Here is a 19,875-nt window from a genome sequence, read left to right on the forward strand (position 1 = left end):
CAGGTTGGGCGGAGTCGATCATGACCGGACGCCACCTCATGCCGGCGCGACGTCGCTGCCTTCGACCAGCAGCATCCGGTAGTGGGCGCCTTGCAGGCGGTGCCGGCGCGCCGCCTGGTAGGCCGGACTGCGATACCAGGCGCGGGCCGCGTCCATGTCGGGAAAGCGCAGGATCGCGACACCTTCGGCCGGCGGGCCTTCGAGCACGTCGAGCTGGCCATAGAAGGCGAGGCGGGTGATGTCGTGGCCGGCGCGCGCGGCGGGCGCCAGTTGGGCGTACTGCTGCAGCTGGGCCGGGTCGGTGGTTTCTTCGCGAATAAAGACGACGTAGGCTGACATGGGCTCTCCAGGACTGGCTCGGTTGGGCGCCGACCGTGTAAATGGGCGCATCTCCAAGCTTAGTCCTGGCGCGCCGGCAGCCAAAGTAAAACGCGGTAAAACCTTGGCATGCCCGCGTGTGTCAGCCGCTACCTGCCAAAAAGTCCAGCAGCGCCTGCGTGAACGCCTGCTCCGCCTCGATGTTCGACAGGTGCGAGGCATCGAGCTCGATGCAGCGCGCGCCTTTTACCGCATCGCGCATGGCGTATGCATCGGCGACGGTGGTCACCGGATCGTGGCGGCCGGCGACGAGCAGGGTGGGCGCGACGATGCCCTGGATGTCGGCGCGCAGGTCGGCGCCGGCCAGCGCGTCGCAGCAGGCGGCATAGCCGGCCGGATCGCAGCGGCGCAAGCCGTCGACCAGGCCGGCGACGACGCCTGGCGCCTGCGCGCGAAAGTCCGGGGTGAACCAGCGCTGTGCGGCGCCGTCTGCTACCCCTGCCATGCTGGCGGCGCGCACCTGCGCGGCGCGCTGGCGCCAGCCTTCCTCGGCGCCGATGCGGGCCGCGCTATTGGCCACCACCAGGCGTTCGATGCGCTGCGGCGCATGCACGGCCAGCCACAGGCCGGTGAGGCCACCCAGCGAGATGCCGCAATAGTGCACGCGCTCGATGCCGCAGGCGTCGAGCAGGCGCAGGACGTCTTCGCCCAGCGCCTGCAGGGTGCACGCTTGACCCGGTACGGCGGGCGAGCCGCCGTGGCCGCGCGTATCGTAGCGCAGGACCCGGTAGCGCGGCGCCAGGGCGGCGGCCTGCCGGTCCCAGCTCGCCAGCGTGGCGCCGAGCGAGTTGGAGAACAGCACCACCGGAGCTTCGTGCGCGCCCTCGAGCGTATAGGCGAGCGGCTGCGCCCCGGGTGTCATGAACGGCATCGCGGCCCCTCAGGCGACGAAGTGGTCGCGCTGCACCTGGTCCGCCGGCAGGTCGGCGCGCTCGGCATGGAGCTCGAAGTCGAACTCGATCGCGTCGCACGGGGCATCGGCGCCGATCGCGTCCAGCGCGGCCGCATCGCTCAACCGGGACAGCGGCGGCACCAGGCCGTCGCGGGTGGCGAAGGCGAAGTCGTCCCACAGGTAGGGATCGCCGTCGATATTGATCTGGGTGGTCAGCTTGCGGTGGCCGGGAGCGGTCACGAAGAAGTGGATGTGGGCCGGGCGTGTGCCGTGGCGGCCCAGCTGCTTGAGCAGCTTGTCGGTCGCGCCGCCCGGCGGCACGCTGTAACCGACCGGCATCTTGCTGCGCAGGCGATAGCGGCCTTCGGCGTCGGTGACGATGGTGCGGCGCAGGTTGTACGGGCTCTGGGACGGATCGAAGAAGGAATAGCCGCCCAGGTGGTTCGCGTGCCAGACCTCGACCGTCGCATTGGCCAGCGGGGCGCCGTCGGCGCCGCGCACCTGGCCGTGCATGTACAGCACCTCGCCCGGCTGCGGGTCCTGGTCCAGCCGCGCGTAACCCTGCGCCACCGGGGCGCCGGCCACGTACAGCGGACCTTCGATGGTGCGCGGGGTGCCGCCTTCGAGTCCCTGGCGCGCCTCGGCTTCGTCCAGGCGCAGGTCGAGGAAGTGCTCGAAGCCCAGGCCGGCGGCGATCAGGCCGTATTCGCCCGAGCGGCCGGCTTCGGTCAGGTAGGCGATCGCGCTCCAGAATTCGTCCGGTTGCACGTCCAGCTCCTCGATCGTGACGAACAGGTCGCGCACGATCCGGTTGACGATGGCCTTGGCGCGCGGCGAGCCCTTGGCGGGATCCTCGGTGGCCTCGATTTTTTGCAGCAGCGCGTCGATCGCGTCTTTATTCATTTCAATCTCCTCTGGTTGTCGTGGTTATCAGCGGTCGTCTTCATGGATCGAGGAGGGGTGGCGACACAGCGCCTCCACCTCGATCTGCATGTAGGGGAATAGCGGAAGCGTCAGCAGCACCTCGTGCAGCTCGGCCGGGCCGGCCACGTCGAAGATGCTGACGTTGGCGTAGCGGCCCGCCACCCGCCACAGGTGGCGCCAGGTGCCGCGCCGCTGCAGCTCGTGCGCGATGGCGCGTTCTGCGCTCTTCAGTTCGTCGGCTTCGGCCGGGCTCATGGTGTGCGGCAGGCACACCGTCATGCAGACTTTGAACAGCATGGCGTCCTCATTCGGTTCAGGGCAGGGAATGGAAAGTCCGTCCGGCGCGGTCTTCGCGCAGGAAGGCGATCCGGTCTTCGTCCAGCGCGATGCCCAGGCCGGGGCCGGTCGGCAGCTGCAACGCGAAGTCGCGGTAGGCGAGCGGGGTGCGCAGGATTTCCTCGGTCAGCAGCAGGGGGCCGAACAGCTCGGTGCCCCAGGCCAGGCGGTCGAAGGTCGCGAACAGCTGGGCCGAGGCGACCGTGCCGACCGCGCCTTCGAGCATCGTGCCGCCATACAGGGCGATATTGGCGGCGCCGGCGATGGCGGCCACCTTCTGGGCGCCGCACAGGCCGCCGGACTGGGTGATCTTGAGCGCGAATACGTCGGCCGCGCGCCGTTCGGCGAGGCGGAAGGCGTCCACCAGGCCCTGCAGCGCCTCGTCGGCCATCAGCGCGACGCCGCCCAGGGCGCGCAGGCGGCGCATGCCCTCGACGTTCTTGCCATCGATCGGCTGCTCGACCAGGTCGACGCCGGCATCGCCGAGCATGCGCATGCCGCGCGTGGCCTCGGTCTCGTCCCAGGCCTGGTTGACGTCCACCCGCACGCTGGCGGCGTCGCCCAGCGCGCGCTTGATGGCGGCCACGTGGGCCACGTCGTCGGCCAGCGCGCGGGCGCCGATCTTCAGTTTGAACACGCGGTGGCGCCGGGCGGCGAGCATGGACTCGGCCTCGGCGATGTCGCGCGCGGTATCGCCGCTGGCCAGGGTCCAGGCCACCGGCAGGCTGTCGCGCACGCGGCCGCCGAACAGCGTCGACAGCGGCACGTCCAGGCGCCGGGCCTGGGCGTCGAACAGCGCGGTCTCGAGCGCGCACAGGGCGAAGCGGTTGCCGCGCACGCTCTCGCGCAGCTCGGCCATGCGCGCCAGCGGGCTGGTGGCGTCGCGGCCCACCAGCAGCGGCGTCATGTAGGCGTCGATATTGACGCGCATGCTCTCGGGGCTCTCCTCGCCATAGGCGAGGCCGCCGATGGTGGTGGCTTCGCCCCAGCCGGTGACCCCGTCGCTGCAGTCGAGGCGCACCAGCACCAGGTGCTGCTGGCGCATGGTGGCCACCGACAGCTGGTGCGGCCGGATCGTCGGCAGCCGCAGCAGGATGACCTCGACCCGGTCGATCGTGATGGAAGCTTGGTTCATGTGTCTCCTTGGTGGGTAAAAGCGGCGCCGGCGCGGGGCCGGCGCCGCGCGCTCAGAACATGTGACGGATGCCCGCCATCACGCTGCTCTGGTGCATGCCGACGCCCACGGTGCTGCCGGCGCTGACCGCGATCGCGGCCTTGCCCTTGTTCTGGATGTGGGCGTAGGAGGTGTAGACGCTGGTGCGCTTGGACAGCGAATACACCAGGCGCGCCGTGGCCAGCGTGCTGTCGTCGGGGGAATCCTCGGTGTCGAGGTGGGCCAGCTGGCCTTCGAGCTGCAGCGCCGGCGACAGCGGATAGCTGGCGCCCAGATACCACAGCTTGTTGTCCATCGCGATCTCGCGCCGCAGCTGGCGGGCGATGAGGCCGCCGCCGACCTTGAGGTTGCCGGCCTTGAACCAGCCGTTGAACGAGGTCCGCTTGTCCTTGTAGTCGCTGTCGGTCAGGGCGTAGGCGGCGCCGGGGCCGCCGCGCAGCAGGTCGTAGGCGGTGGCCACGCCCCAGCGCTGGGTGTCGTACTTGAACATCGCCGTCCACTGGCGGCAGGCCTGGGCGTCGCCCGCGCGCTCGCCGGCGCAGTTGGTGGCGGCCGGGCCGCCGGCCGCCGACGCGTCGCGTCCCAGGCTGTAGGTGGCGCCGACCGTCACGCCGTCGACGGTGTGCATATAGCCGACCGCATTGTCGCTGCGGGTGTTGGGGATGTAGCCGTCCATGTTCGACAGGCCGTGGTTGGCCGGGCCCATGATGTCGGCGCCCAGCAGCGAGTAGGCCGTCATATTGTATTGCCGCCCCAGGGTCAGCGTGCCCAGTTTTGCGTCGGCCAGGCCGACGTTGGCCTGGCGCCCGAAGGTGCGGTTGCCCTGGCCCAGGGCGCCATTGGTCGGGACCAGGCCGGTCTCGAGGACGAAGAAGGCGCGCAGTCCGCCGCCCAGGTCTTCCGAGCCGCGAAAGCCGATGCGCGACGGCAGCAGGCCGGTCAGCGGCATCACCCGCACCTTGTCGTTGCCGGCGGCATCGAGGTGGTTGGTGTATTCGAGACCCGTGTCGATCAAGCCGAACACGGTGACATTGCCCTGGGCGGCGGCATTCGAGCCCAGGCCAGCAAGGCACACTCCTGCACAGACTGCGGTACGCAAACCTATCTTCATGCTCATTTTCCCTTTTAGTTTTTAAGTGCGAGACAGTTTCGGACGCCACCGGCGCGGTGGTTGTTCGTCAAGCCGCTTGGCAATAACGAATCCTATTATTTATTTCTAATAAAACGAATGTCAATCGTTATTGAAAATTTTGTGCGCGTGCGAAAGTGCGCCGCGGCCTCGTTGGCGGCGACGGGAAAGGAGGAATGGCCGGGAAACCGCGGCGCGTCCGGGGTGCGCGCGGGTGTGATGAACGCGCAACAAAACGCGCAACATCGCGCGTCGGTTCGGCAGGGAAGAAGATGGGGGGAGGGAGGGGCGGCGCCTGGCGGCGCCGCGGGTGGATCAGGCGCGCTTGCGCTTGCGGCCGGCGGCCGGGGCGGCGTCGGCCGCCGGCTCGGTGGCGCCGGCGTCGGCCAGCAGCAGGTCGGTCATCAGGTCGGCGATCGCGGCCACGTCGCGCACGTCGCCCAGGTGCCGGTTCAGGGTGAAGCCGTCGAAGGCCATCCAGATCACGTGCGAGAACAGCTGGTTCTGCGCCAGGTGCGCGCGCTCGGCCGGCAGGCATTCGGCGATCAGCTCGGTCAGGTAGGTCTCGACGTCGACCAGCAGCGTGCTGGGCTTGGCCATGCCGTGCGGCGACACCGCCAGCGCCTCGATCAGGGCGTTGGCGAACGAATGGTCGGCCGATGGAATGTCGCCCCAGATGCCGGTGAACAGGCGCCGCAGCCGGGTGCGCGGCGTGCGGAACTTGCGCACCGATTCGGTGAGCGCCGCCAGCTGCTGCTCCAGCCACGGCGTATAGATCTCGTACAGGATGGCCAGCTTGGAGTCGAAATACACGTACAGGTTGGCCACCGTCATGTTCGATGCGCGGGCGATCTCCGACATGGTGGTCGAGGTATAGCCCTTGCGCGAAAAGAGGTCGAAGGCCGATGCGAGGATGGCGTCACGCATCTCGCTTTTTTTTATCTGCGCCATGGTGTGGGGTCGGAATCTCGAGTTCGGATGGGATGCAATTCTAGCATGCTGCACTGCGCCAGGGTGGTGCGTATGCACGAACATAGTGCTTAAACGAATCAATTTGACTAAACATCATTCGTTATTGATGGCGATAGCCGTCATTTGTCCGGATCGTCGCAGCACCCCGCATGCTCCGATACGCTGGAGAAACATCACTATAAAGACGCGCGCGTGAACGGCGTCATCGTGCCGTAATAATGCTTGACATTCATTTTTCGCTATTACAGAATGGGATTCGTTATTGGTACTTCAGATCTCTCCCCAGGGATCGAAGTCCGCAAACCACCAACGAGGGAATCCATGAACAAAGTCATCAAGCTGCATCTGCACGACCGCTACCCGGAACTGGGCAAGGGTCCGGTGCCGGTTGAGCCGTACATCTCCGCGCCCTATTTCGACAAGGAGCAGGCGAAGATCTTCAAGAAGACCTGGCTGCACGTGGGCCGGGTCGAAGAAATCCCGAAGGCCGGCGATTATTTCGTCAAGGACCTCGAGGCCTGCGAAGCCTCGATCATCGTCGTGCGCGACAAGGCCGGCTGCATCAACGCGATGCACAATGTGTGCTCGCACCGCATGAACCAGATCGTCTACGAGAAGCGCGGCCAGGCCCGCAAGTTCTTCTGCAAGTTCCACGGCTGGGCCTACGACCTCGAAGGCAAGCTGACCGGGGTGCCCGAAGAAGAATCCTTCTTCGACCTCGACAAATGCGATCACGGCCTGACGCGCGTGGCCTGCGACGTCTGGCAGGGCTTCATCTTCATCAACCTCGATCCGAACCCGGCGCTGTCGCTGGCCGAGTTCATGCAGCCGATGTTCCGCGACATCGAGGGCTACCCCTTCGACAAGATCACCACCGGCTTCCAATGGAGCACCGTGGTCAACTGTAACTGGAAGCTGGCGCTGGACGCCTTCCAGGAAGCCTACCACGTGGCCTATGTGCACGGCCGCTCGATTGCCGACGCGATCGACACCGCCGCCGACGGCGCCATGCCGCCGCTGGACGCCCTGTGCGGCGAATTCCACCGCCGGCTGTCGATCGCCGGCAATCCGAAGTCGGTGTATGGCAATCCGAACGCCGTCACCGCCGGCGGCGCCGCGGCCCAGCAGGCGATCGCCGATTCGGCCACTGCCAAGCCGATCGCGGCGGCCGCCCTGCGCGCCGGCCTGGGTTCGGCCACCCACCAGTTCCGCAAGGAAGACCTGCCGAAAGGGATGAACTGGACGGGCCACGACAACTGGCTGTTCGACATCAACGTGGTGTTCCCCGACTTCTACCTGTCGCTGCGGCCGAACTACTTCCAGGCCTATAACTTCCGCCCGCTCTCGCAGGGCAAGACGCTGCTGGAGGCGCGGGTCTACTACCCCGAGATGAAGACCGCCGGCGGCCGCTTCTACCTCGAGTACATGAAGGTCGCGCTGCGCGACGTGCTGCTCGAAGACCTGAGCACGCTCGAGCGCACCCAGTCGGCGGTGCAGACCGGCGTCAAGAAGGAAATGCTGTTGCAGGATTTCGAACTGCTGGTGCGCCATGGCGCCCACGTGGTCGACCGCATCGTGAACGAAGAAACCAAGGCTTGAGGACCAGCATGAGCACCCATCAGAACCCACCGACCCTGCCGCCGCGCTTCGCCGCGCTCCAGACCTACATCCACTGGAGCCTGGCGACCGAGACCGAACGCACCCGCATGCGCAATACCAGCCAGATGGCCGAGATCGTGGCCTTCAAGGATGCGATGCTGGTCGAAGTCGACGCGATCGTCGACTACCTCAACGGCTTCCCGCTGGACGCCATGCCGCCGCAGGAAGCAGCGCTGATGCACATGCTGCTGTCGCTGGCCGAAGTGGCGCCGGCGGTCGAGGCCTACCGCCAGCCGGGCGTGATCGACGGCTATGCCTTCGAGCGCTTCAAGGCCGACGAAACCTTCGTCATGCGGCCGCCGATCTGAGCCCCCGACCCATCCACTGAAAGGAATGAATGATGGCTAAATGCAGGATCTTTGCCATTGACGACAACCTGAAGGAAGTCGTCGCCGGCGGCTTGTACGGCAAGCACCTGTTCGGCGCGACCGTCAGCGTGGCGGTGGTCAAGTTCGTCGAGGAGCGCGGACGCGACCTGCCGGCCAAGTCGCACAGCCACGGCGAGGAAGCCTCGCTGCAGCTGGCGGGCGGCTGCTCGGTGTTCGAGAGCAGCGACAGCGAGACGAGCGATTTCGAGTCGGTGATGAACAGCGGCGACGCCCTGATCATCCCGGCCAACGCCATGCACTACGGCAGCAATACCTTCGGCCCGGAAGGCGTGTCGCTGCGCCTGAACGTGGTCACCCCGGCGCGCGCCGAATACGGTCCCGAGGATTCGACGCCGTACTATCCCCTCAAGGGCAGGAGCGCATGAACATGACGACTACCATGAGCATCGTCGGACAGGCCGAAGGCGGCGCCGTGCGCCATTGCGAATCGCTGCAGATCGACTGGCGCGCGCCGGATGCGGCGCCCCAGGTGGGCACGGTCGATGGCGAGCACCTGTCGATCTCGATCGCCGTGTTCCGCCAGGGCCAGCAGAGCGAGGCGGCGCCGCAGCCGCAGGGCGAGGAAGTGGCGACCGTGCTGGAAGGCGTGTTCCTGGTCGAGGCGGCCGGCGAGCGCTACGAGCTGGTGCCGGGCGAGGGCATCATCATCCCGCCGCGCGAGCCGCGCAGCTGGACCTGCCAGAGCGAGCGCGGGGCCCTGTACCGGGTCCTCGTCAGCCTCGACAATCCGGCGCCGGCTCCGGCGTCGACCCCGGCGCAAGGGAAGGCCGCATGAACGCGCCGCACGTGCTGATCGCGGGCGCCGGCCATGCCGGCGGGCGCGTGGCCCAGGCGCTGCGCGCGGCCGGCTTCGCGGGACGCGTGACGCTGGTGGGCGATGAACCGTATGCGCCCTACGAACGGCCGGCCCTGTCGAAGGACATGCTGGTCGGCGCCAAGGGCGTGAGCGACCTGGTCCTGCAGCCCCATGCGTTCTGGCAGGACGAGGCGAACCTGGCGCGGCGCCAGGGCCGGATCGTGAAAGTGAGCCCGGAGCGCAGTGCGCTGCTGGACGACGGTGCGACGATCGACTTCGACATCCTGGTGGTCGCCACCGGCGGCGCCGCGCGCCGGCTGGCGATTCCCGGCGCCGATGCACCCGAAGTGCGCACCCTGCGCACCATGGATGACTGCCTGGCGCTGCGGCCGGCCATGGCCGCCGGACGGCGCCTGGTGGTGATCGGCGGCGGCGTAATCGGCATGGAGGCCGCCGCCAGCGCGGTGGCGATGGGCATGCGGGCGACCGTGCTGGAAGGCGGCGCGCGGGTCATGGCGCGCTGCCTGCCGCCGGAAGGCTCGCACTGGCTGCAGGCGCTGCACGTGCAACATGGCGTGAGCGTCGAGACCGATGTGCGGCTCGACCTGCTGGCGCGCAAGGAGGGCAGCACCGCCGGCGTGTCCGTCGTCGGCCGCCAGGCCGGCGCGGTGCGCACCTGGGACGCCGACCTGGTGCTGGTGGCGGTGGGCATCGCGCCCGACACCGCCTTCCTCGAAGGCAGCGGCGTCGCCCTCGACAACGGCGTGCTGGCCGACGAAAACCACCGCAACCCGGGCGCGCCCTGGTGCTATGCGGTCGGCGACATCGCGAATATGCACAACCCGCTGTATGGACGCCATGTGCGCCAGGAGACCTGGCGCAACGCCGAGAACGGCGCGCGCGCGGTGGCGGCCGCCATCGTCGGCGCGCCGGACACGCACGTCGAACTGCCGTGGATGTGGACCGACCAGCATGGACGCAATATCCAGGTGGTCGGCATGTACACGCCGGGCGACCTGGTGGTGTCCCGCATCGCCCCGTCCGAGGCCAGCGGCGTGCTGCTGTGGCTGCACGAGGGCAGGGTGGCGGGCGGCATGCTGGTCGACTGCGGACGCGAACGCAAGCAGCTCGAGGCGCTGGTGCGCCGCGGCGCCGCGGTCGACGCCGCGATCCTGGGCGACCCCGCAATCCCGCTCAAGGAGCTCGCCAAGTGAGCCACGACCTGGAACAGCGGCTGGCGCGGCTCGAAGCCGCCGAGGCGATCCGCCAGCTCAAGGCGCGCTACGCCCGGCTGGCCGACGCCAAGTACGGCAGCGACTATCGGCGCCAGCCGGCGCCCGTCATGCTGGAGATCGCGCGCGCGCAGGCCGACTGCTTCGCCGAGGACGCCCGTTGGGACGGCGGCCCCGGCTTCGGCGCCAGCCTGGTCGGCCGGGCGGCGCTGGCCGACTGGTTCGCCCGCTCGCCCTGGTGCTGGGCGCTGCATTACTACACCAGCCCCGAAATCGCGGTCGAGGGCGAGCGCGCCCACGCCAGCTGGCGGCTGTGGCAGATCGCACTGCGCGATCCGGGCGGCCAGGCGCTGCTGCTGGCCGCCGTCACCCACGAAGACTATGCGCGCCAGCCCGATGGTAACTGGCTGTGCACGCAGATGCGCTTCGAACAGACCCAGATGTTGCCGGTTGGCGCAGGAAGCTTCCCGCTGGCGACGTCGTTCGAACAGATTCCCTCCGCCGGCAGCGGCGCGGAGCAACCATTCATTCCACCTGTGACCCCACGATGAATCACATCCTACCCATCACCACCGCCAGTGCGCCGCCGGAGGGCTGCGCGCACGGGAGCTGCGGCGACTTCACGATCGCCGAGAACCTGTGCCAGGTCGTCAGCAACGACTGGGTGAACGCCGAGTACAAGCACCTGGTGCTGACCGCCCCGCAGCCCGCGCTGGCGGTCTTGCCCGGCCAGTTCTTCCACCTGCAATGTCCGCCCTCGGGCGAGGACGTGCCCTACCTGCGCCGTCCGATGAGCCTGTACCGCGTCAATCCGGAACAGTGCACCATCGAGTTCCTGTACAAGGTGCAGGGCGCCGGCACGCGCGGCCTGGCCACGCTCGATCCGGGCGCCACGCTGGATGCCTTCGGCCCGGTCGGCAAGGGCTTCGAACTGCCGGAAGGCAGCCGCCACCTGCTGCTGCTGGCGCGCGGGGTCGGACTGGCCACCATGGCGCCGCTGGCGCAGTATGCGGCCGGCCGCGGCGTGCGCGTCACCGCCATCCTGAGCGCGCGGGCGCCGGAACTGGTCATGTCCGAAGACTACCTGCGCGAGGTCGGCGCCGAAGTCATCGTGGTGCACGACCAGGACGGCAGCAGCGATATCGCGCACATCGAGAAACTGGTGCGCGAGCGCCATGCCGAGCTGCCGTTCGACCTGCTCACCACCTGCGGCTCGAATCGCTTCCTGCTGGCGCTGCAACGCCTGGGCAAGGAACTGGGCGTGCCGGGCCAGGTGGCGCTCGAGCAGCTGATGGGCTGCGCGCTTGGCATGTGTTTTGCATGTGTACGGCCATTCCGCGCCGACGCGGATTCGGAAACCCTGAGCTACCGGCGCGTATGCTGGGACGGCCCGGTGTTTGACGTACAGGAGACGGTGACATGGTAGACATGAGCGTATCGATCGGCGGATTGACCCTGCAGAATCCGATCATGCCGGGTTCCGGCACCTTCGCCGAAGGCATGGCCAAGGTGTTCGACCTGAACCAGCTGGGGGCGATCGTCACCAAGACCCTCACCAACGACCTGCGCGAGGGCAACCGCCCGCCGCGCGTGGCCGAGCTGCGCAACGCGACCCTGTTCTCGATCGGCATCCCGAGCAAGGGGCCGGACCACTACGTGAACGAACTGGTGCCGTTCTACCGGAACTACACGCCGCCGCTGGTGGCCAGCATCTCGGCCAATACCGCCGAGGAGTTCGGCGAACTGGCGGCGCGCCTGAGCGTGCCCGGGGTGGTGGCGATCGAGGCCAATATCTCGTGCCCGAACCTCAAGAAGGACGGCCAGGCCTTCGGCATGGACCCCTACGCCACCGAGGCGGTGATCCGCTCGATGAAGGACGCCACCAAGGTGCAGGTGTGGGCCAAGCTGTCGCCCAATGTCGGCAGCATTGCCGTCATCGCCCGCGCGGCCGAACTGGGCGGCGCGGACGCCCTGGTCAGTTCCAATGCCTTGCTGGCGATGGCGATCGATATCGAGAGCCACCGGCCGAAGGTCGCCAACCTGATGGGCGGCATCACCGGCAGCGCCACCAAGCCGATCCAGCTGCGCATGGCCTACCAGGCGGCGCAGGCGGTGTCGATCCCGGTGATCGGCTGCGGCGGCATTTCCAGCGCCGAGGATGCGATCGAATACATGCTGGCCGGCTGCAGCGCGGTGCAGGTCGGCACCGCCAACTTCATCAGCGCCAATGCCATGCCGCGCATCATCGCCGACATGCAGGCCTATTGCGTGCGGCGCGGCGTCACCCGTATCCGCGACCTGATCGGCGCCATGAAGATGCACGAAGCGAATATGCTGGAATTGAGGGCCGGCCTATGACGACCGAAGCGATCGTCCACCTGCCCGGCGCGCTGGATGTGGCGCCGGCCGCTACCGCCGACGCCGACGGCTGGATCGCCCTGGGCAGCATGGACCAGGTGTTCGGCGCCCGTGCCTGCCACTCGCTCCGGGTGGGGAATGTGCAGGTGGGCCTGTTCCTGGTCGAGGGCGAGATCTATGCCATCGACGACATCTGCAGCCATGGCAATGCCAAATTGTCCGAGGGCGACCTCGATGGCTTCGAGGTCGAGTGTCCGCTGCACGCTGGTCTGTTCGACATCCGCTCCGGCAAGGCCCTGTCGGCCCCGGTCACGCGCGACGTGCGCAGCCACGGCATACGCCGCGACGGCGAGCTGCTGTTCATCCGGATGGCTTCCTGAGATGGCGGCGACGATCAATCCCATGTGCGCCGCAGGCGCGCGCCGGCCGCGGATCGCGGTGGTCGGCACCGGCGGCACGTTTGCCATGCAGGCGCGCCATGCCTTCGACTGGGTCGAGTATGGCGAGAGCGGCGTGATCCACCCGATCGACGCCCTGATCCCGCAGATCGACGGGCTCGGGCTCGACGTGGACATCGTGCCGGTCGGTTTTCGCATGATCGGCAGCACCGGCATCGTGCCCCAGGACTGGGTCGAGCTGGCGCGGCTGATCGCGGACACCGCGCGCGCCGACGACACGATCGACGGCTTCGTGGTCACCCACGGCACCGCCACGCTGGAAGAAACGGCCTGGTTCCTGCACCTGGCGCTCGACCTGCGCCAGCCGGTGGTGGTGACCGGCGCCCAGCGGCCGCAGAACACCTCCGGCAGCGACGCCCTGGGCAACCTGCGCGCCGCGCTCGCCGTGGCGGCCGCGCCGCAGGCGGCCGGCATCGGCTCGGTAGTCGTGATGGACGGCCTGGTGTTCGCGGCGCGCGACGTCACCAAGGCAGCCAGCTTCGAGCTGCACGCCTTCGAGGCGCCTCCCTTCGGTCCTCTGGGCCGGGTCGACGCCGATGGCGGCGTGGTGCTGCGCCGCCAGGCCCTGGGCAGCGCGCCGGGTGCGCTGGCGGCGGCGCTGGCGCCTGGCCAGCCGCTGCCGGCGGTGGGCATGACGGTGTCCTACGCCGGCGCCGACGGCGCCGCCATCGACGGCCTGCTGCAGGCCGGGGTGCGCGGCCTGGTCAGCATCGGCCTGGCGCCGGGTCGGCCGGCCAATGGCGAGCGCGCGGCCCTGCAGCGCGCGGTGGCCGCCGGCGTGACGGTGGTGCAGGCCGCGCGCGCGCCGCGCGGCCAGGTGCCGCCGCAGGACTTCCTGGTGCGCGACGGGATACTGGCCGGGGGCGACCTGACCCCGCAAAAACTGCGCATCCTGCTGATGCTGCTGCTCGCGCAGTCGCCGGCCCTGGATGCGGCGGCATTACAAACGATGTTGCTGGCGCATTGACCGGCAATCGAACCACACTCGAACAGTCAAGGAGATAAGCGATGGAGATGATCAGCGAACGCCTGGTGCCCGCCAGCCGGGAAGCGGTATGGGAAGCCTTGAATTCGCCGGAGGTGCTGCGAAGTTGCATCGCCGGTTGCCAGAAGCTCGAGGCGACCGACACCGATGTGTACGACGTGCTGATGGCGGTGAAGATCGGCCCGGTGAGCGCCAAGTTCCAGGGCACCATGACCCTGAGCGATATCGTGCCGCCCGAATCGTACGCGATCGGCTTCGAGGGGCGCGGCGGCATGGCCGGTTTCGCCAAGGGCTGTGCGACGGTGAAGCTGGTGGCGCCGCCGGAAGGGGGCGGCACCCTGCTGCAATACGAGGTGCAGGCCCAGGTCGGCGGCAAGCTGGCCCAGCTCGGCGCGCGCCTGATCGACAGCTCGGCCAGGAAGATGGCCGACGATTTCTTCGCCCGCTTCGTGGCGCACTTCGCCACCCCGGCAGGGGACGAGACAGGCGATGAACCGCTGCTGGAGGCAAACAGGGCCTAGCACGCAGCCAGAGACGAACAGCAGCAAGCACGCGCGGCCCGCGCCGCGGTATCCACTTTCCCAGCAAGCATAAAGGTACAACAATGAACAAGCTCGCCAACATGAATTCGGTACTCTGCTCCATCGCACTCGCAGCACTGTCGGCCCACGCCCAGGCCGACGTCAAGATCGGCCTGTCCGGCCCGTTCAGCGGCCCGATGGCGGCCGACGGACAGGAATACATCGACGGCTTCTCCCTGGCGCTGGAACAGCTGGGCGGAAAGCTCGGCGGCCAGGACGTCACCGTGACCCAGGGCGACGACATGATGAAGCCGGAGATCGGCAGCCAGGTGATGCGCAAGTTCATCGAGCGCGACCGCGTGGATGCCATCGTCGGCCTTGGCTACTCGAACATCATCATGGCCAACCTGCGGCGCCTGAAGGACTCGGGCGTGGTGTCGATCGCGGTGGCCGGCGGACCGTCGCCGATGGCCGGCGCCCAGTGCGCACCGAACGTGTTCTCGATCGCCTATCCGAACGACGGCTCGGGCGAGGCGATCGGCAAGCTGATGCAGGACAAGGGCTACAAGAACGTCTACCTGATGGCGCCCAACTACCAGGCCGGCAAGGACATGATCAACGGCTTCAAGCGCTGGTACAAGAACGCGGTGGCGGCCGAGGTCTACACCCAGATCAACCAGACCGACTACTCGGCCGAGATCACCCAGCTGCAGCTGGCCAAGAAGGACGCCATCTTCGTGTTCTACCCGGGCAGCATGGGCGTGAACTTCATCAAGCAGCTCAAGCAGGCCGGCGTGATCGGCGCGGTGCCGGTGTATTCCACCTTCACCGTCGACGGCACCAACCTGCCGGCGCTGCGCAACGCCGCGCTGGGCGTCGTCAGCGGCAATACCTGGAACCCGTCGCTGCAGAATCCGCAGAACGAGAAATTCGTCCGCGCCTTCGAGGCGAAGTACAAGCGCACCCCCGGCACCTACGCCGCCAACGCCTACGACGCGGCGATGCTGCTCGACGTCGCGGTGCGCAAGGTCAAGGGCGACACCAGCAACAAGGCGGCGTTCGCGGCCGCGGTCAAGGCGGCCGGCGCCGAGTTCAAGTCGGTGCGCGGACGCTTCAGCTTCAACAGCAACAATATGCCGATCCAGGACTACCACGCCTTCGAGATGGTGCAGGAGGGTTCGCATTTCACCGGCCGCCTGCTGGCCACGCCGCTTTCCAACCACAAGGACGCCTATGTGTCCGCCTGCCCATTGAAGTGAAACGGGAGCCTGCATGCTACTGTTAGCACAACTCCTCAACGGCTTGCAATACGGCCTGCTGCTGTTCCTGCTCGCGGCCGGCCTGACCCTGGTGTTCGGCATCATGAGTTTCGTGAACCTGGCGCACGGCTCGCTGTACATGATGGGCGCCTATATCGCGGCCTCGGTGGCCAATAGCACCGGCAACTTCCTGGTCGGGATCGCGGCGGCGCTGGCCGGCTGCCTGGCGATCGGCATGCTGCTGGAACGGGTGGCCATCTCGCGCCTGTACGACAAGGACCACCTGAGCCACGTGCTGGCCACCTTCGGCATGATCATGTTCTTCAACGAGCTGGCATCGATGGTGTGGGGCAAGCAGCCGCTGTTCGTCGCCATTCCCGCACTGCTGGACGGCACGGTCGACCTGTTCGGCCTGCAGTACCCGCTGTACCGCTTCGCGGTGATCGTGGCCGGCCTGGCGGTGGCCGCGGGCTGCTACCTGATGATCCACAAGACCCGGCTGGGCATGCTGATCCGCGCCGGCGCCAACAACACCGCCATGGTGGGCGCCCTGGGGATCAACATCAAGCTGCTCAATGCCATGCTGTTCGGGATCGGCGCGGCGCTGGCCGGCCTGTCCGGCGCGGTGGCGGCGCCCATCCTGTCGGTGCAGGCGGGGATGGGCGAGCCGGTCCTGATCGTTACCTTCGTGGTGATCGTGATCGGCGGGATCGGCTCGGTCAAGGGCGCCTTCTACTCGGCGCTGATCGTCGGCGTGGTCGACACCATGGGCCGCGCCTTCCTGCCCCTGGCGCTCAATGCGGTGATCAGCCGCGAGCTGGCCGACGCCGCCGGTCCGGCGCTGGCCTCCCTTTTGATTTACCTGCTGATGGCGGCCGTCCTGGCCTGGCGTCCTCAGGGTCTCTTCGTGGCGAAACGATGACCAAAGCTCCTATTTTCCCGAGCCAGTGGCTGCCCATGCTGCTGCTCGCCGCCCTGCTGCTGGTGCCGATGACGGCGGTCGCGCTGGACGCGCACTTCTACATCGGCTTCATGACGCGCATCCTGATCTACGCGCTGGCGGCCAGCGCGCTCAACCTGGTGCTAGGCTACGTCGGCCTGGTCGGCTTCGGCCATGCGCTGTTCGTCGGGCTGGGCGCCTACTGCGTCTCGCTGGCCTCGCTGTACGGGCTGGAGTCGGCCTGGCCGCAACTGGCGCTGGCGCTGGTCAGCTGCGCCGTCGTCGGCCTGGTGACCGGGGCGATCAGCCTGCGCACGCGCGGCATCGGCTTCATCATGATCACCCTGGCCTTCTCGCAGATGGGCTACTATGTGTTCGTGAGCCTGAAGAACTACGGCGGCGACGACGGCATGTCGATCGCCGTCACCAGCCAGCTGGGCCTGGGCCTCGACCTGGGCTCGCCGACGCCCCTGTACTACGCGACCTGGATCGCGCTGGCCGCCACGCTGCTGTGGATGCACAAGGTGCGCCAGGCGCCGTTCGGCATGGCGCTGCGCGGCTCGCGCCAGAACCAGGCGCGCATCAGCGCCATCGGTTTTCCGGCGCGCCGCTTCCAGCTGATCGCCTACGTGGTCTCGGCCATGGTGTGCGGCGTCGCCGGCATCCTGCTGGCCAACCTGAATGCCTATGCCTCGCCGGCCCTGATGAGCTGGCAGCTGTCGGGCGAGCTGATCGTGATCGTGGTGATCGGCGGCATGGGCACCGTGTTCGGTCCCTTCCTGGGCGCGCTGCTGTTCATCGGCCTAGAAGAGATCATGAAGTCGCAGACCGAGCACTGGATGCTGGTGGTCGGGCCGATCATCGTGCTGGTCGCGCTGGCCGGGCGTGATGGCGTGATGGGCGGCCTGCACTGGCTCGACGGGCGCTGGACCGGCCTGGCCGCATCGGGAAGTAATCGAGGACCGGGTCCGGGCGCCAAGGTGGCGTCCGCGAAAGGAGGCGAGTGATGCTGGGACTGCGCACCGAAAACCTGACCAAGCGCTTCGGCGGCCTGCGCGTCACGCGCGAGGTGTCGCTCGACATCCGCCCGGGCGAGCTGCACGCCATCATCGGCCCGAACGGCGCCGGCAAGACCACCCTGATCAACCAGCTGTCGGGCGAACTGGCGCCCGACAGCGGACGGATCTGGCTGGGCGACGAAGACGTGACCGCGGTGCCCCTGCATGGACGCGCGCGCCGCGGCCTGCTGCGCTCCTACCAGATCACGTCGATCTTCGAAGAGTTCACCGTGCTCGAGAACGCGGTGCTGGCCGCGGTCGGCGCCGAGGGCGGCGGCTACGGCTTCTGGCGCTCGATGATGCGGCGCGAGGACGCCGTGCGCGAGGCCGAGGCCAGCCTGCAGGCCACCCGCCTGCACGGACGCCGGCACGTGGTGGCCGGGGCGCTGGGCTATGGCGAGCGGCGCCAGCTCGAATTGGCGATGGCGCTGGCGGCGCGCCCGCGGCTGCTGTTGCTGGACGAGCCGATGGCCGGCATGAGCATCGAGGAATCGGCGGCGGTGGTGGCGCTGCTGAAGGAGCTCAAGGGGCGCTACTCGATGCTGCTGGTCGAACACGATATGGCGGCGGTGTTCGCGCTGGCCGACCGCATCACGGTGCTGGTGACGGGCCAGGCCGCGTTCTGCGGCACGCCGGACGAGATCCGCAACCATCCCGAAGTGCGGGCGGTCTACCTGGGCGACGAGGATGGCGACTTCAAGGAAGGAAAGCATGGCTGAGCAACTCAGAATCCACGGCCTGCAGGCCAGCTACGGCCAGGCCCAGGCCCTGTTCGACATCTCGCTGTCGGTCGGCCGCGGCGAGGTGATCACGCTGCTGGGACGTAACGGCATGGGCCGCTCGACCACGGTGAAGTGCCTGTTCGGGCTGTTGCCGGTCAAGGCCGGCAGCATCCATTTCGACGGCGCGCGCGTCGACGGCCTGCCTTCGTACCAGATTGCCCGGCGCGGCCTGGGCCTGGTGCCCGAAGGGCGCCAGGTCTTCGCCGACCTGAGCGTCGAGGAAAACCTGGTCGCCACTGCGCGCGCGCCGCGCGGCGCGGCCGCCGGCGGGCGCCCCTGGAACCTGGAGCGGGTGTATGGGTTCTTTCCGCGCCTGGCCGAGCGGCGCCAGAACATGGGCTCGCAACTGTCCGGCGGCGAGCAGCAGATGCTGGCCATCTCGCGCGCGCTGATGACCAACCCCAGCCTCCTGGTGCTGGACGAAGCGACCGAGGGCCTGGCGCCGGTGGTGCGCGCCGAGATCTGGCGCGCGCTGGCCGAACTCAAGCGCGAAGGCCTGTCGATGATCGTGATCGACAAGAACCTCGGTTCGCTGCTGCCGCTGGCCGACCGCCATTTCGTGATCGAGAAGGGGCGCATCGCCTGGAGCGGCGATTCGCAGCAGTTGCGCGACGATCCGGCCCTGGTCGAGCGCTACCTGGGGGTATAGATTCCCGAAGGCGCTTGCCCGCAAGCGGCCGCGCGCCCCGGAACGGGCGCGCGGCCTTACCGTTTTCAGATAAGGTCATTTCCATGAAAGCTCCCGCATTCCAGTACGCGCGCCCCGCATCGGTCGACGATGCCTGCGCGCTGCTGGCGCAACATGGCGGCGACGCCCGCATCCTGGCCGGGGGCCAGAGCATGTTCGCCACCCTCAACCTGCGTCTGTCGGCCCCCAGCCTGCTGGTCGACATCAACCGCATCCCGGCGCTGCAGGGCATCACGGCCGACGCCGAGCCGGGCCTGGTGCGCATCGGCGCGCTGGTGCGCCACGCCGAGACCGCGGCCTCCAGCGTCGTCGCGCGCGAAGTGCCGCTGGTGGCCATGGCCATGCACCACGTGGCCCACCCGGCGGTGCGCAACCGCGGCACCACCTGCGGCAGCCTGGCGCTGGCCGACCCGTCGGCCGAGATGCCGGCCTGCGCCATCGCGCTGGACGCCACCCTGGTGCTGCAAAGCCGCGACGGTGGCATGCGCCGGGTCGCTGCGGCTGACTATTTTCAGGGCCTGTACGAGACGGCCCGCCGCGACGACGAGCTGCTGGTCGAGGTGCTGTTTCCGAGCCGCCGCCCCGGCGAGGTGTTCGGCTTCGACGAATTGAGCCGCCGCCACGGCGACTTCGCACTGGTGGGCGTCGCGCTGCGCGCCAGGATCGACGCGGGCGTGATCCGCGACCTGCGCCTGACCACCTTCGCCACCGATCCCATGCCGGTGGTGTCAGGCGCGGCGGCGCGGATCGCCGAGGGCGAGCGCTGGTCGCCGGCCCTGGGCGAGGCGATTGCCGCCGCCGCGGTGCGCGAACTCGAGCCCGACACCAACCATGCGGGCGGCCCCGAGGTCAAGCGCTTGCAGGCGGCGACGATGATGCGGCGGGTGCTGGCCGCCACCTTCGGCCGGGGCGCCGCGCATGACTGAACTGGATATCACGCAATTG

Annotated in this window: 24 protein-coding genes and 1 pseudogene; 18 read left to right on the forward strand and 7 right to left on the reverse strand. The window is 68.3% G+C overall.

Annotated elements, in window-relative coordinates:
- Positions 1–36: 36 nt before the first annotated feature.
- The 7 genes from Q9246_RS17405 to Q9246_RS17435 all read right to left on the reverse strand — a co-directional run bounded on the left by Q9246_RS17405 (position 37) and on the right by Q9246_RS17435 (position 5,760).
- A complete protein-coding gene (locus tag Q9246_RS17405; protein ID WP_306391912.1) occupies positions 37–339 on the reverse strand; it encodes a DUF1330 domain-containing protein in 303 nt (100 codons plus the stop codon).
- 121 nt (positions 340–460) lie between these two features.
- Positions 461–1,249: a 3-oxoadipate enol-lactonase gene (gene pcaD / locus Q9246_RS17410; RefSeq protein WP_306391913.1), complete on the reverse strand. Its 789-nt coding sequence runs from the start codon at positions 1,247–1,249 to the stop codon at positions 461–463.
- Between the two features lie 9 nt (positions 1,250–1,258).
- Entirely contained in the window at positions 1,259–2,173 is a 915-nt protein-coding gene (gene catA / locus Q9246_RS17415) for a catechol 1,2-dioxygenase (protein ID WP_306391914.1), read from the reverse strand.
- A 27-nt stretch (positions 2,174–2,200) separates the two neighbouring features.
- Positions 2,201–2,491: a muconolactone Delta-isomerase gene (catC, locus tag Q9246_RS17420; protein WP_306391915.1), complete on the reverse strand. Its 291-nt coding sequence runs from the start codon at positions 2,489–2,491 to the stop codon at positions 2,201–2,203.
- A 16-nt stretch (positions 2,492–2,507) separates the two neighbouring features.
- On the reverse strand, positions 2,508–3,665 hold the full coding sequence (locus Q9246_RS17425; protein WP_306391916.1) for a muconate/chloromuconate family cycloisomerase: 1,158 nt from the start codon (positions 3,663–3,665) through the stop codon (positions 2,508–2,510).
- Positions 3,666–3,717: 52 nt separating this feature from the next.
- Positions 3,718–4,821, reverse strand: coding sequence for a porin (locus tag Q9246_RS17430; protein ID WP_479692551.1), 1,104 nt, complete (start codon positions 4,819–4,821; stop codon positions 3,718–3,720).
- Positions 4,822–5,148: 327 nt separating this feature from the next.
- Positions 5,149–5,760, reverse strand: coding sequence for a TetR/AcrR family transcriptional regulator (locus Q9246_RS17435; RefSeq protein ID WP_306391919.1), 612 nt, complete (start codon positions 5,758–5,760; stop codon positions 5,149–5,151).
- A 366-nt stretch (positions 5,761–6,126) separates the two neighbouring features.
- On the opposite strand from Q9246_RS17435, the gene Q9246_RS17440 reads away from it, so the two are divergent.
- From Q9246_RS17440 to Q9246_RS17520, 18 genes and pseudogenes are all read left to right on the forward strand, one after another.
- Positions 6,127–7,404 (forward strand): SRPBCC family protein, encoded by a 1,278-nt coding sequence (locus tag Q9246_RS17440; protein WP_306391920.1) that lies wholly within the window; start codon positions 6,127–6,129, stop codon positions 7,402–7,404.
- Positions 7,405–7,412: 8 nt separating this feature from the next.
- Positions 7,413–7,772 carry a hypothetical protein gene (locus Q9246_RS17445; protein ID WP_306391921.1) on the forward strand — a complete coding sequence of 120 codons (360 nt, stop codon included), beginning with the start codon at positions 7,413–7,415 and terminating at the stop codon, positions 7,770–7,772.
- Positions 7,773–7,801: 29 nt separating this feature from the next.
- On the forward strand, positions 7,802–8,218 hold the full coding sequence (locus tag Q9246_RS17450) for a cupin domain-containing protein (protein ID WP_306391922.1): 417 nt from the start codon (positions 7,802–7,804) through the stop codon (positions 8,216–8,218).
- Complete coding sequence (locus Q9246_RS17455; protein ID WP_306391923.1) at positions 8,215–8,628, forward strand: cupin domain-containing protein; 414 nt, start codon at positions 8,215–8,217, stop codon at positions 8,626–8,628. Before Q9246_RS17450 ends, Q9246_RS17455 begins: the two co-directional genes overlap by 4 nt.
- On the forward strand, positions 8,625–9,863 hold the full coding sequence (locus tag Q9246_RS17460; protein ID WP_306391924.1) for an NAD(P)/FAD-dependent oxidoreductase: 1,239 nt from the start codon (positions 8,625–8,627) through the stop codon (positions 9,861–9,863). The genes Q9246_RS17455 and Q9246_RS17460 overlap by 4 nt, the downstream gene beginning before the upstream one ends.
- A complete protein-coding gene (locus Q9246_RS17465; protein ID WP_306391925.1) occupies positions 9,860–10,432 on the forward strand; it encodes a nuclear transport factor 2 family protein in 573 nt (190 codons plus the stop codon). Before Q9246_RS17460 ends, Q9246_RS17465 begins: the two co-directional genes overlap by 4 nt.
- A complete protein-coding gene (locus Q9246_RS17470) occupies positions 10,429–11,307 on the forward strand; it encodes a dihydroorotate dehydrogenase electron transfer subunit (RefSeq protein WP_306391926.1) in 879 nt (292 codons plus the stop codon). Before Q9246_RS17465 ends, Q9246_RS17470 begins: the two co-directional genes overlap by 4 nt.
- Complete coding sequence (locus tag Q9246_RS17475) at positions 11,301–12,239, forward strand: dihydroorotate dehydrogenase (RefSeq protein WP_306391928.1); 939 nt, start codon at positions 11,301–11,303, stop codon at positions 12,237–12,239. The genes Q9246_RS17470 and Q9246_RS17475 overlap by 7 nt, the downstream gene beginning before the upstream one ends.
- A complete protein-coding gene (locus Q9246_RS17480) occupies positions 12,236–12,619 on the forward strand; it encodes a non-heme iron oxygenase ferredoxin subunit (RefSeq protein WP_306391929.1) in 384 nt (127 codons plus the stop codon). The genes Q9246_RS17475 and Q9246_RS17480 overlap by 4 nt, the downstream gene beginning before the upstream one ends.
- A gap of 22 nt (positions 12,620–12,641) precedes the next feature.
- On the forward strand, positions 12,642–13,664 hold the full coding sequence (locus tag Q9246_RS17485) for an asparaginase (RefSeq protein ID WP_306391930.1): 1,023 nt from the start codon (positions 12,642–12,644) through the stop codon (positions 13,662–13,664).
- A 41-nt stretch (positions 13,665–13,705) separates the two neighbouring features.
- Complete coding sequence (locus Q9246_RS17490) at positions 13,706–14,203, forward strand: SRPBCC family protein (protein WP_422802331.1); 498 nt, start codon at positions 13,706–13,708, stop codon at positions 14,201–14,203.
- A gap of 83 nt (positions 14,204–14,286) precedes the next feature.
- Positions 14,287–15,462 (forward strand): ABC transporter substrate-binding protein, encoded by a 1,176-nt coding sequence (locus Q9246_RS17495; protein ID WP_306391931.1) that lies wholly within the window; start codon positions 14,287–14,289, stop codon positions 15,460–15,462.
- Between the two features lie 13 nt (positions 15,463–15,475).
- Positions 15,476–16,384, forward strand: coding sequence for a branched-chain amino acid ABC transporter permease (locus Q9246_RS17500; RefSeq protein ID WP_306391932.1), 909 nt, complete (start codon positions 15,476–15,478; stop codon positions 16,382–16,384).
- Entirely contained in the window at positions 16,381–17,409 is a 1,029-nt protein-coding gene (locus tag Q9246_RS17505; RefSeq protein ID WP_306391933.1) for a branched-chain amino acid ABC transporter permease, read from the forward strand. Before Q9246_RS17500 ends, Q9246_RS17505 begins: the two co-directional genes overlap by 4 nt.
- Positions 17,410–17,474: 65 nt before the next feature.
- Positions 17,475–17,873, forward strand: a pseudogene (locus tag Q9246_RS26570) (ATP-binding cassette domain-containing protein); the annotation flags it as partial.
- A gap of 147 nt (positions 17,874–18,020) precedes the next feature.
- Entirely contained in the window at positions 18,021–18,179 is a 159-nt protein-coding gene (locus Q9246_RS26575; RefSeq protein ID WP_422802391.1) for an ABC transporter ATP-binding protein C-terminal domain-containing protein, read from the forward strand.
- Positions 18,172–18,891: an ABC transporter ATP-binding protein gene (locus tag Q9246_RS17515; protein ID WP_306391935.1), complete on the forward strand. Its 720-nt coding sequence runs from the start codon at positions 18,172–18,174 to the stop codon at positions 18,889–18,891. The genes Q9246_RS26575 and Q9246_RS17515 overlap by 8 nt, the downstream gene beginning before the upstream one ends.
- Before the next feature lie 83 nt (positions 18,892–18,974).
- Positions 18,975–19,856 carry an FAD binding domain-containing protein gene (locus Q9246_RS17520; RefSeq protein WP_306391936.1) on the forward strand — a complete coding sequence of 294 codons (882 nt, stop codon included), beginning with the start codon at positions 18,975–18,977 and terminating at the stop codon, positions 19,854–19,856.
- Positions 19,857–19,875: the final 19 nt, after the last annotated feature.

Source organism: Telluria beijingensis (genome assembly GCF_030770395.1).
In the GTDB taxonomy this organism is placed as follows: Bacteria; Pseudomonadota; Gammaproteobacteria; order Burkholderiales; family Burkholderiaceae_D; genus Telluria; species Telluria beijingensis.

What these genes read in the sequence shown, in the direction of transcription:
- Q9246_RS17405 (WP_306391912.1), bottom strand. Translation starts at nt 339, where the DNA reads ATGTCAGCCTACGTCGTCTTTATTCGCGAAGAAACCACCGACCCGGCC.
- pcaD (WP_306391913.1), bottom strand. Translation starts at nt 1,249, where the DNA reads ATGCCGTTCATGACACCCGGGGCGCAGCCGCTCGCCTATACGCTCGAG.
- catA (WP_306391914.1), bottom strand. Translation starts at nt 2,173, where the DNA reads ATGAATAAAGACGCGATCGACGCGCTGCTGCAAAAAATCGAGGCCACC.
- catC (WP_306391915.1), bottom strand. Translation starts at nt 2,491, where the DNA reads ATGCTGTTCAAAGTCTGCATGACGGTGTGCCTGCCGCACACCATGAGC.
- Q9246_RS17425 (WP_306391916.1), bottom strand. Translation starts at nt 3,665, where the DNA reads ATGAACCAAGCTTCCATCACGATCGACCGGGTCGAGGTCATCCTGCTG.
- Q9246_RS17430 (WP_479692551.1), bottom strand. Translation starts at nt 4,821, where the DNA reads ATGAGCATGAAGATAGGTTTGCGTACCGCAGTCTGTGCAGGAGTGTGC.
- Q9246_RS17435 (WP_306391919.1), bottom strand. Translation starts at nt 5,760, where the DNA reads ATGCGTGACGCCATCCTCGCATCGGCCTTCGACCTCTTTTCGCGCAAG.
- Q9246_RS17440 (WP_306391920.1), top strand. Translation starts at nt 6,127, where the DNA reads ATGAACAAAGTCATCAAGCTGCATCTGCACGACCGCTACCCGGAACTG.
- Q9246_RS17445 (WP_306391921.1), top strand. Translation starts at nt 7,413, where the DNA reads ATGAGCACCCATCAGAACCCACCGACCCTGCCGCCGCGCTTCGCCGCG.
- Q9246_RS17450 (WP_306391922.1), top strand. Translation starts at nt 7,802, where the DNA reads ATGATGGCTAAATGCAGGATCTTTGCCATTGACGACAACCTGAAGGAA.
- Q9246_RS17455 (WP_306391923.1), top strand. Translation starts at nt 8,215, where the DNA reads ATGAACATGACGACTACCATGAGCATCGTCGGACAGGCCGAAGGCGGC.
- Q9246_RS17460 (WP_306391924.1), top strand. Translation starts at nt 8,625, where the DNA reads ATGAACGCGCCGCACGTGCTGATCGCGGGCGCCGGCCATGCCGGCGGG.
- Q9246_RS17470 (WP_306391926.1), top strand. Translation starts at nt 10,429, where the DNA reads ATGAATCACATCCTACCCATCACCACCGCCAGTGCGCCGCCGGAGGGC.
- Q9246_RS17475 (WP_306391928.1), top strand. Translation starts at nt 11,301, where the DNA reads ATGGTAGACATGAGCGTATCGATCGGCGGATTGACCCTGCAGAATCCG.
- Q9246_RS17480 (WP_306391929.1), top strand. Translation starts at nt 12,236, where the DNA reads ATGACGACCGAAGCGATCGTCCACCTGCCCGGCGCGCTGGATGTGGCG.
- Q9246_RS17485 (WP_306391930.1), top strand. Translation starts at nt 12,642, where the DNA reads ATGTGCGCCGCAGGCGCGCGCCGGCCGCGGATCGCGGTGGTCGGCACC.
- Q9246_RS17490 (WP_422802331.1), top strand. Translation starts at nt 13,706, where the DNA reads ATGGAGATGATCAGCGAACGCCTGGTGCCCGCCAGCCGGGAAGCGGTA.
- Q9246_RS17495 (WP_306391931.1), top strand. Translation starts at nt 14,287, where the DNA reads ATGAACAAGCTCGCCAACATGAATTCGGTACTCTGCTCCATCGCACTC.
- Q9246_RS17500 (WP_306391932.1), top strand. Translation starts at nt 15,476, where the DNA reads ATGCTACTGTTAGCACAACTCCTCAACGGCTTGCAATACGGCCTGCTG.
- Q9246_RS17505 (WP_306391933.1), top strand. Translation starts at nt 16,381, where the DNA reads ATGACCAAAGCTCCTATTTTCCCGAGCCAGTGGCTGCCCATGCTGCTG.
- Q9246_RS26575 (WP_422802391.1), top strand. Translation starts at nt 18,021, where the DNA reads ATGGCGGCGGTGTTCGCGCTGGCCGACCGCATCACGGTGCTGGTGACG.
- Q9246_RS17515 (WP_306391935.1), top strand. Translation starts at nt 18,172, where the DNA reads ATGGCTGAGCAACTCAGAATCCACGGCCTGCAGGCCAGCTACGGCCAG.
- Q9246_RS17520 (WP_306391936.1), top strand. Translation starts at nt 18,975, where the DNA reads ATGAAAGCTCCCGCATTCCAGTACGCGCGCCCCGCATCGGTCGACGAT.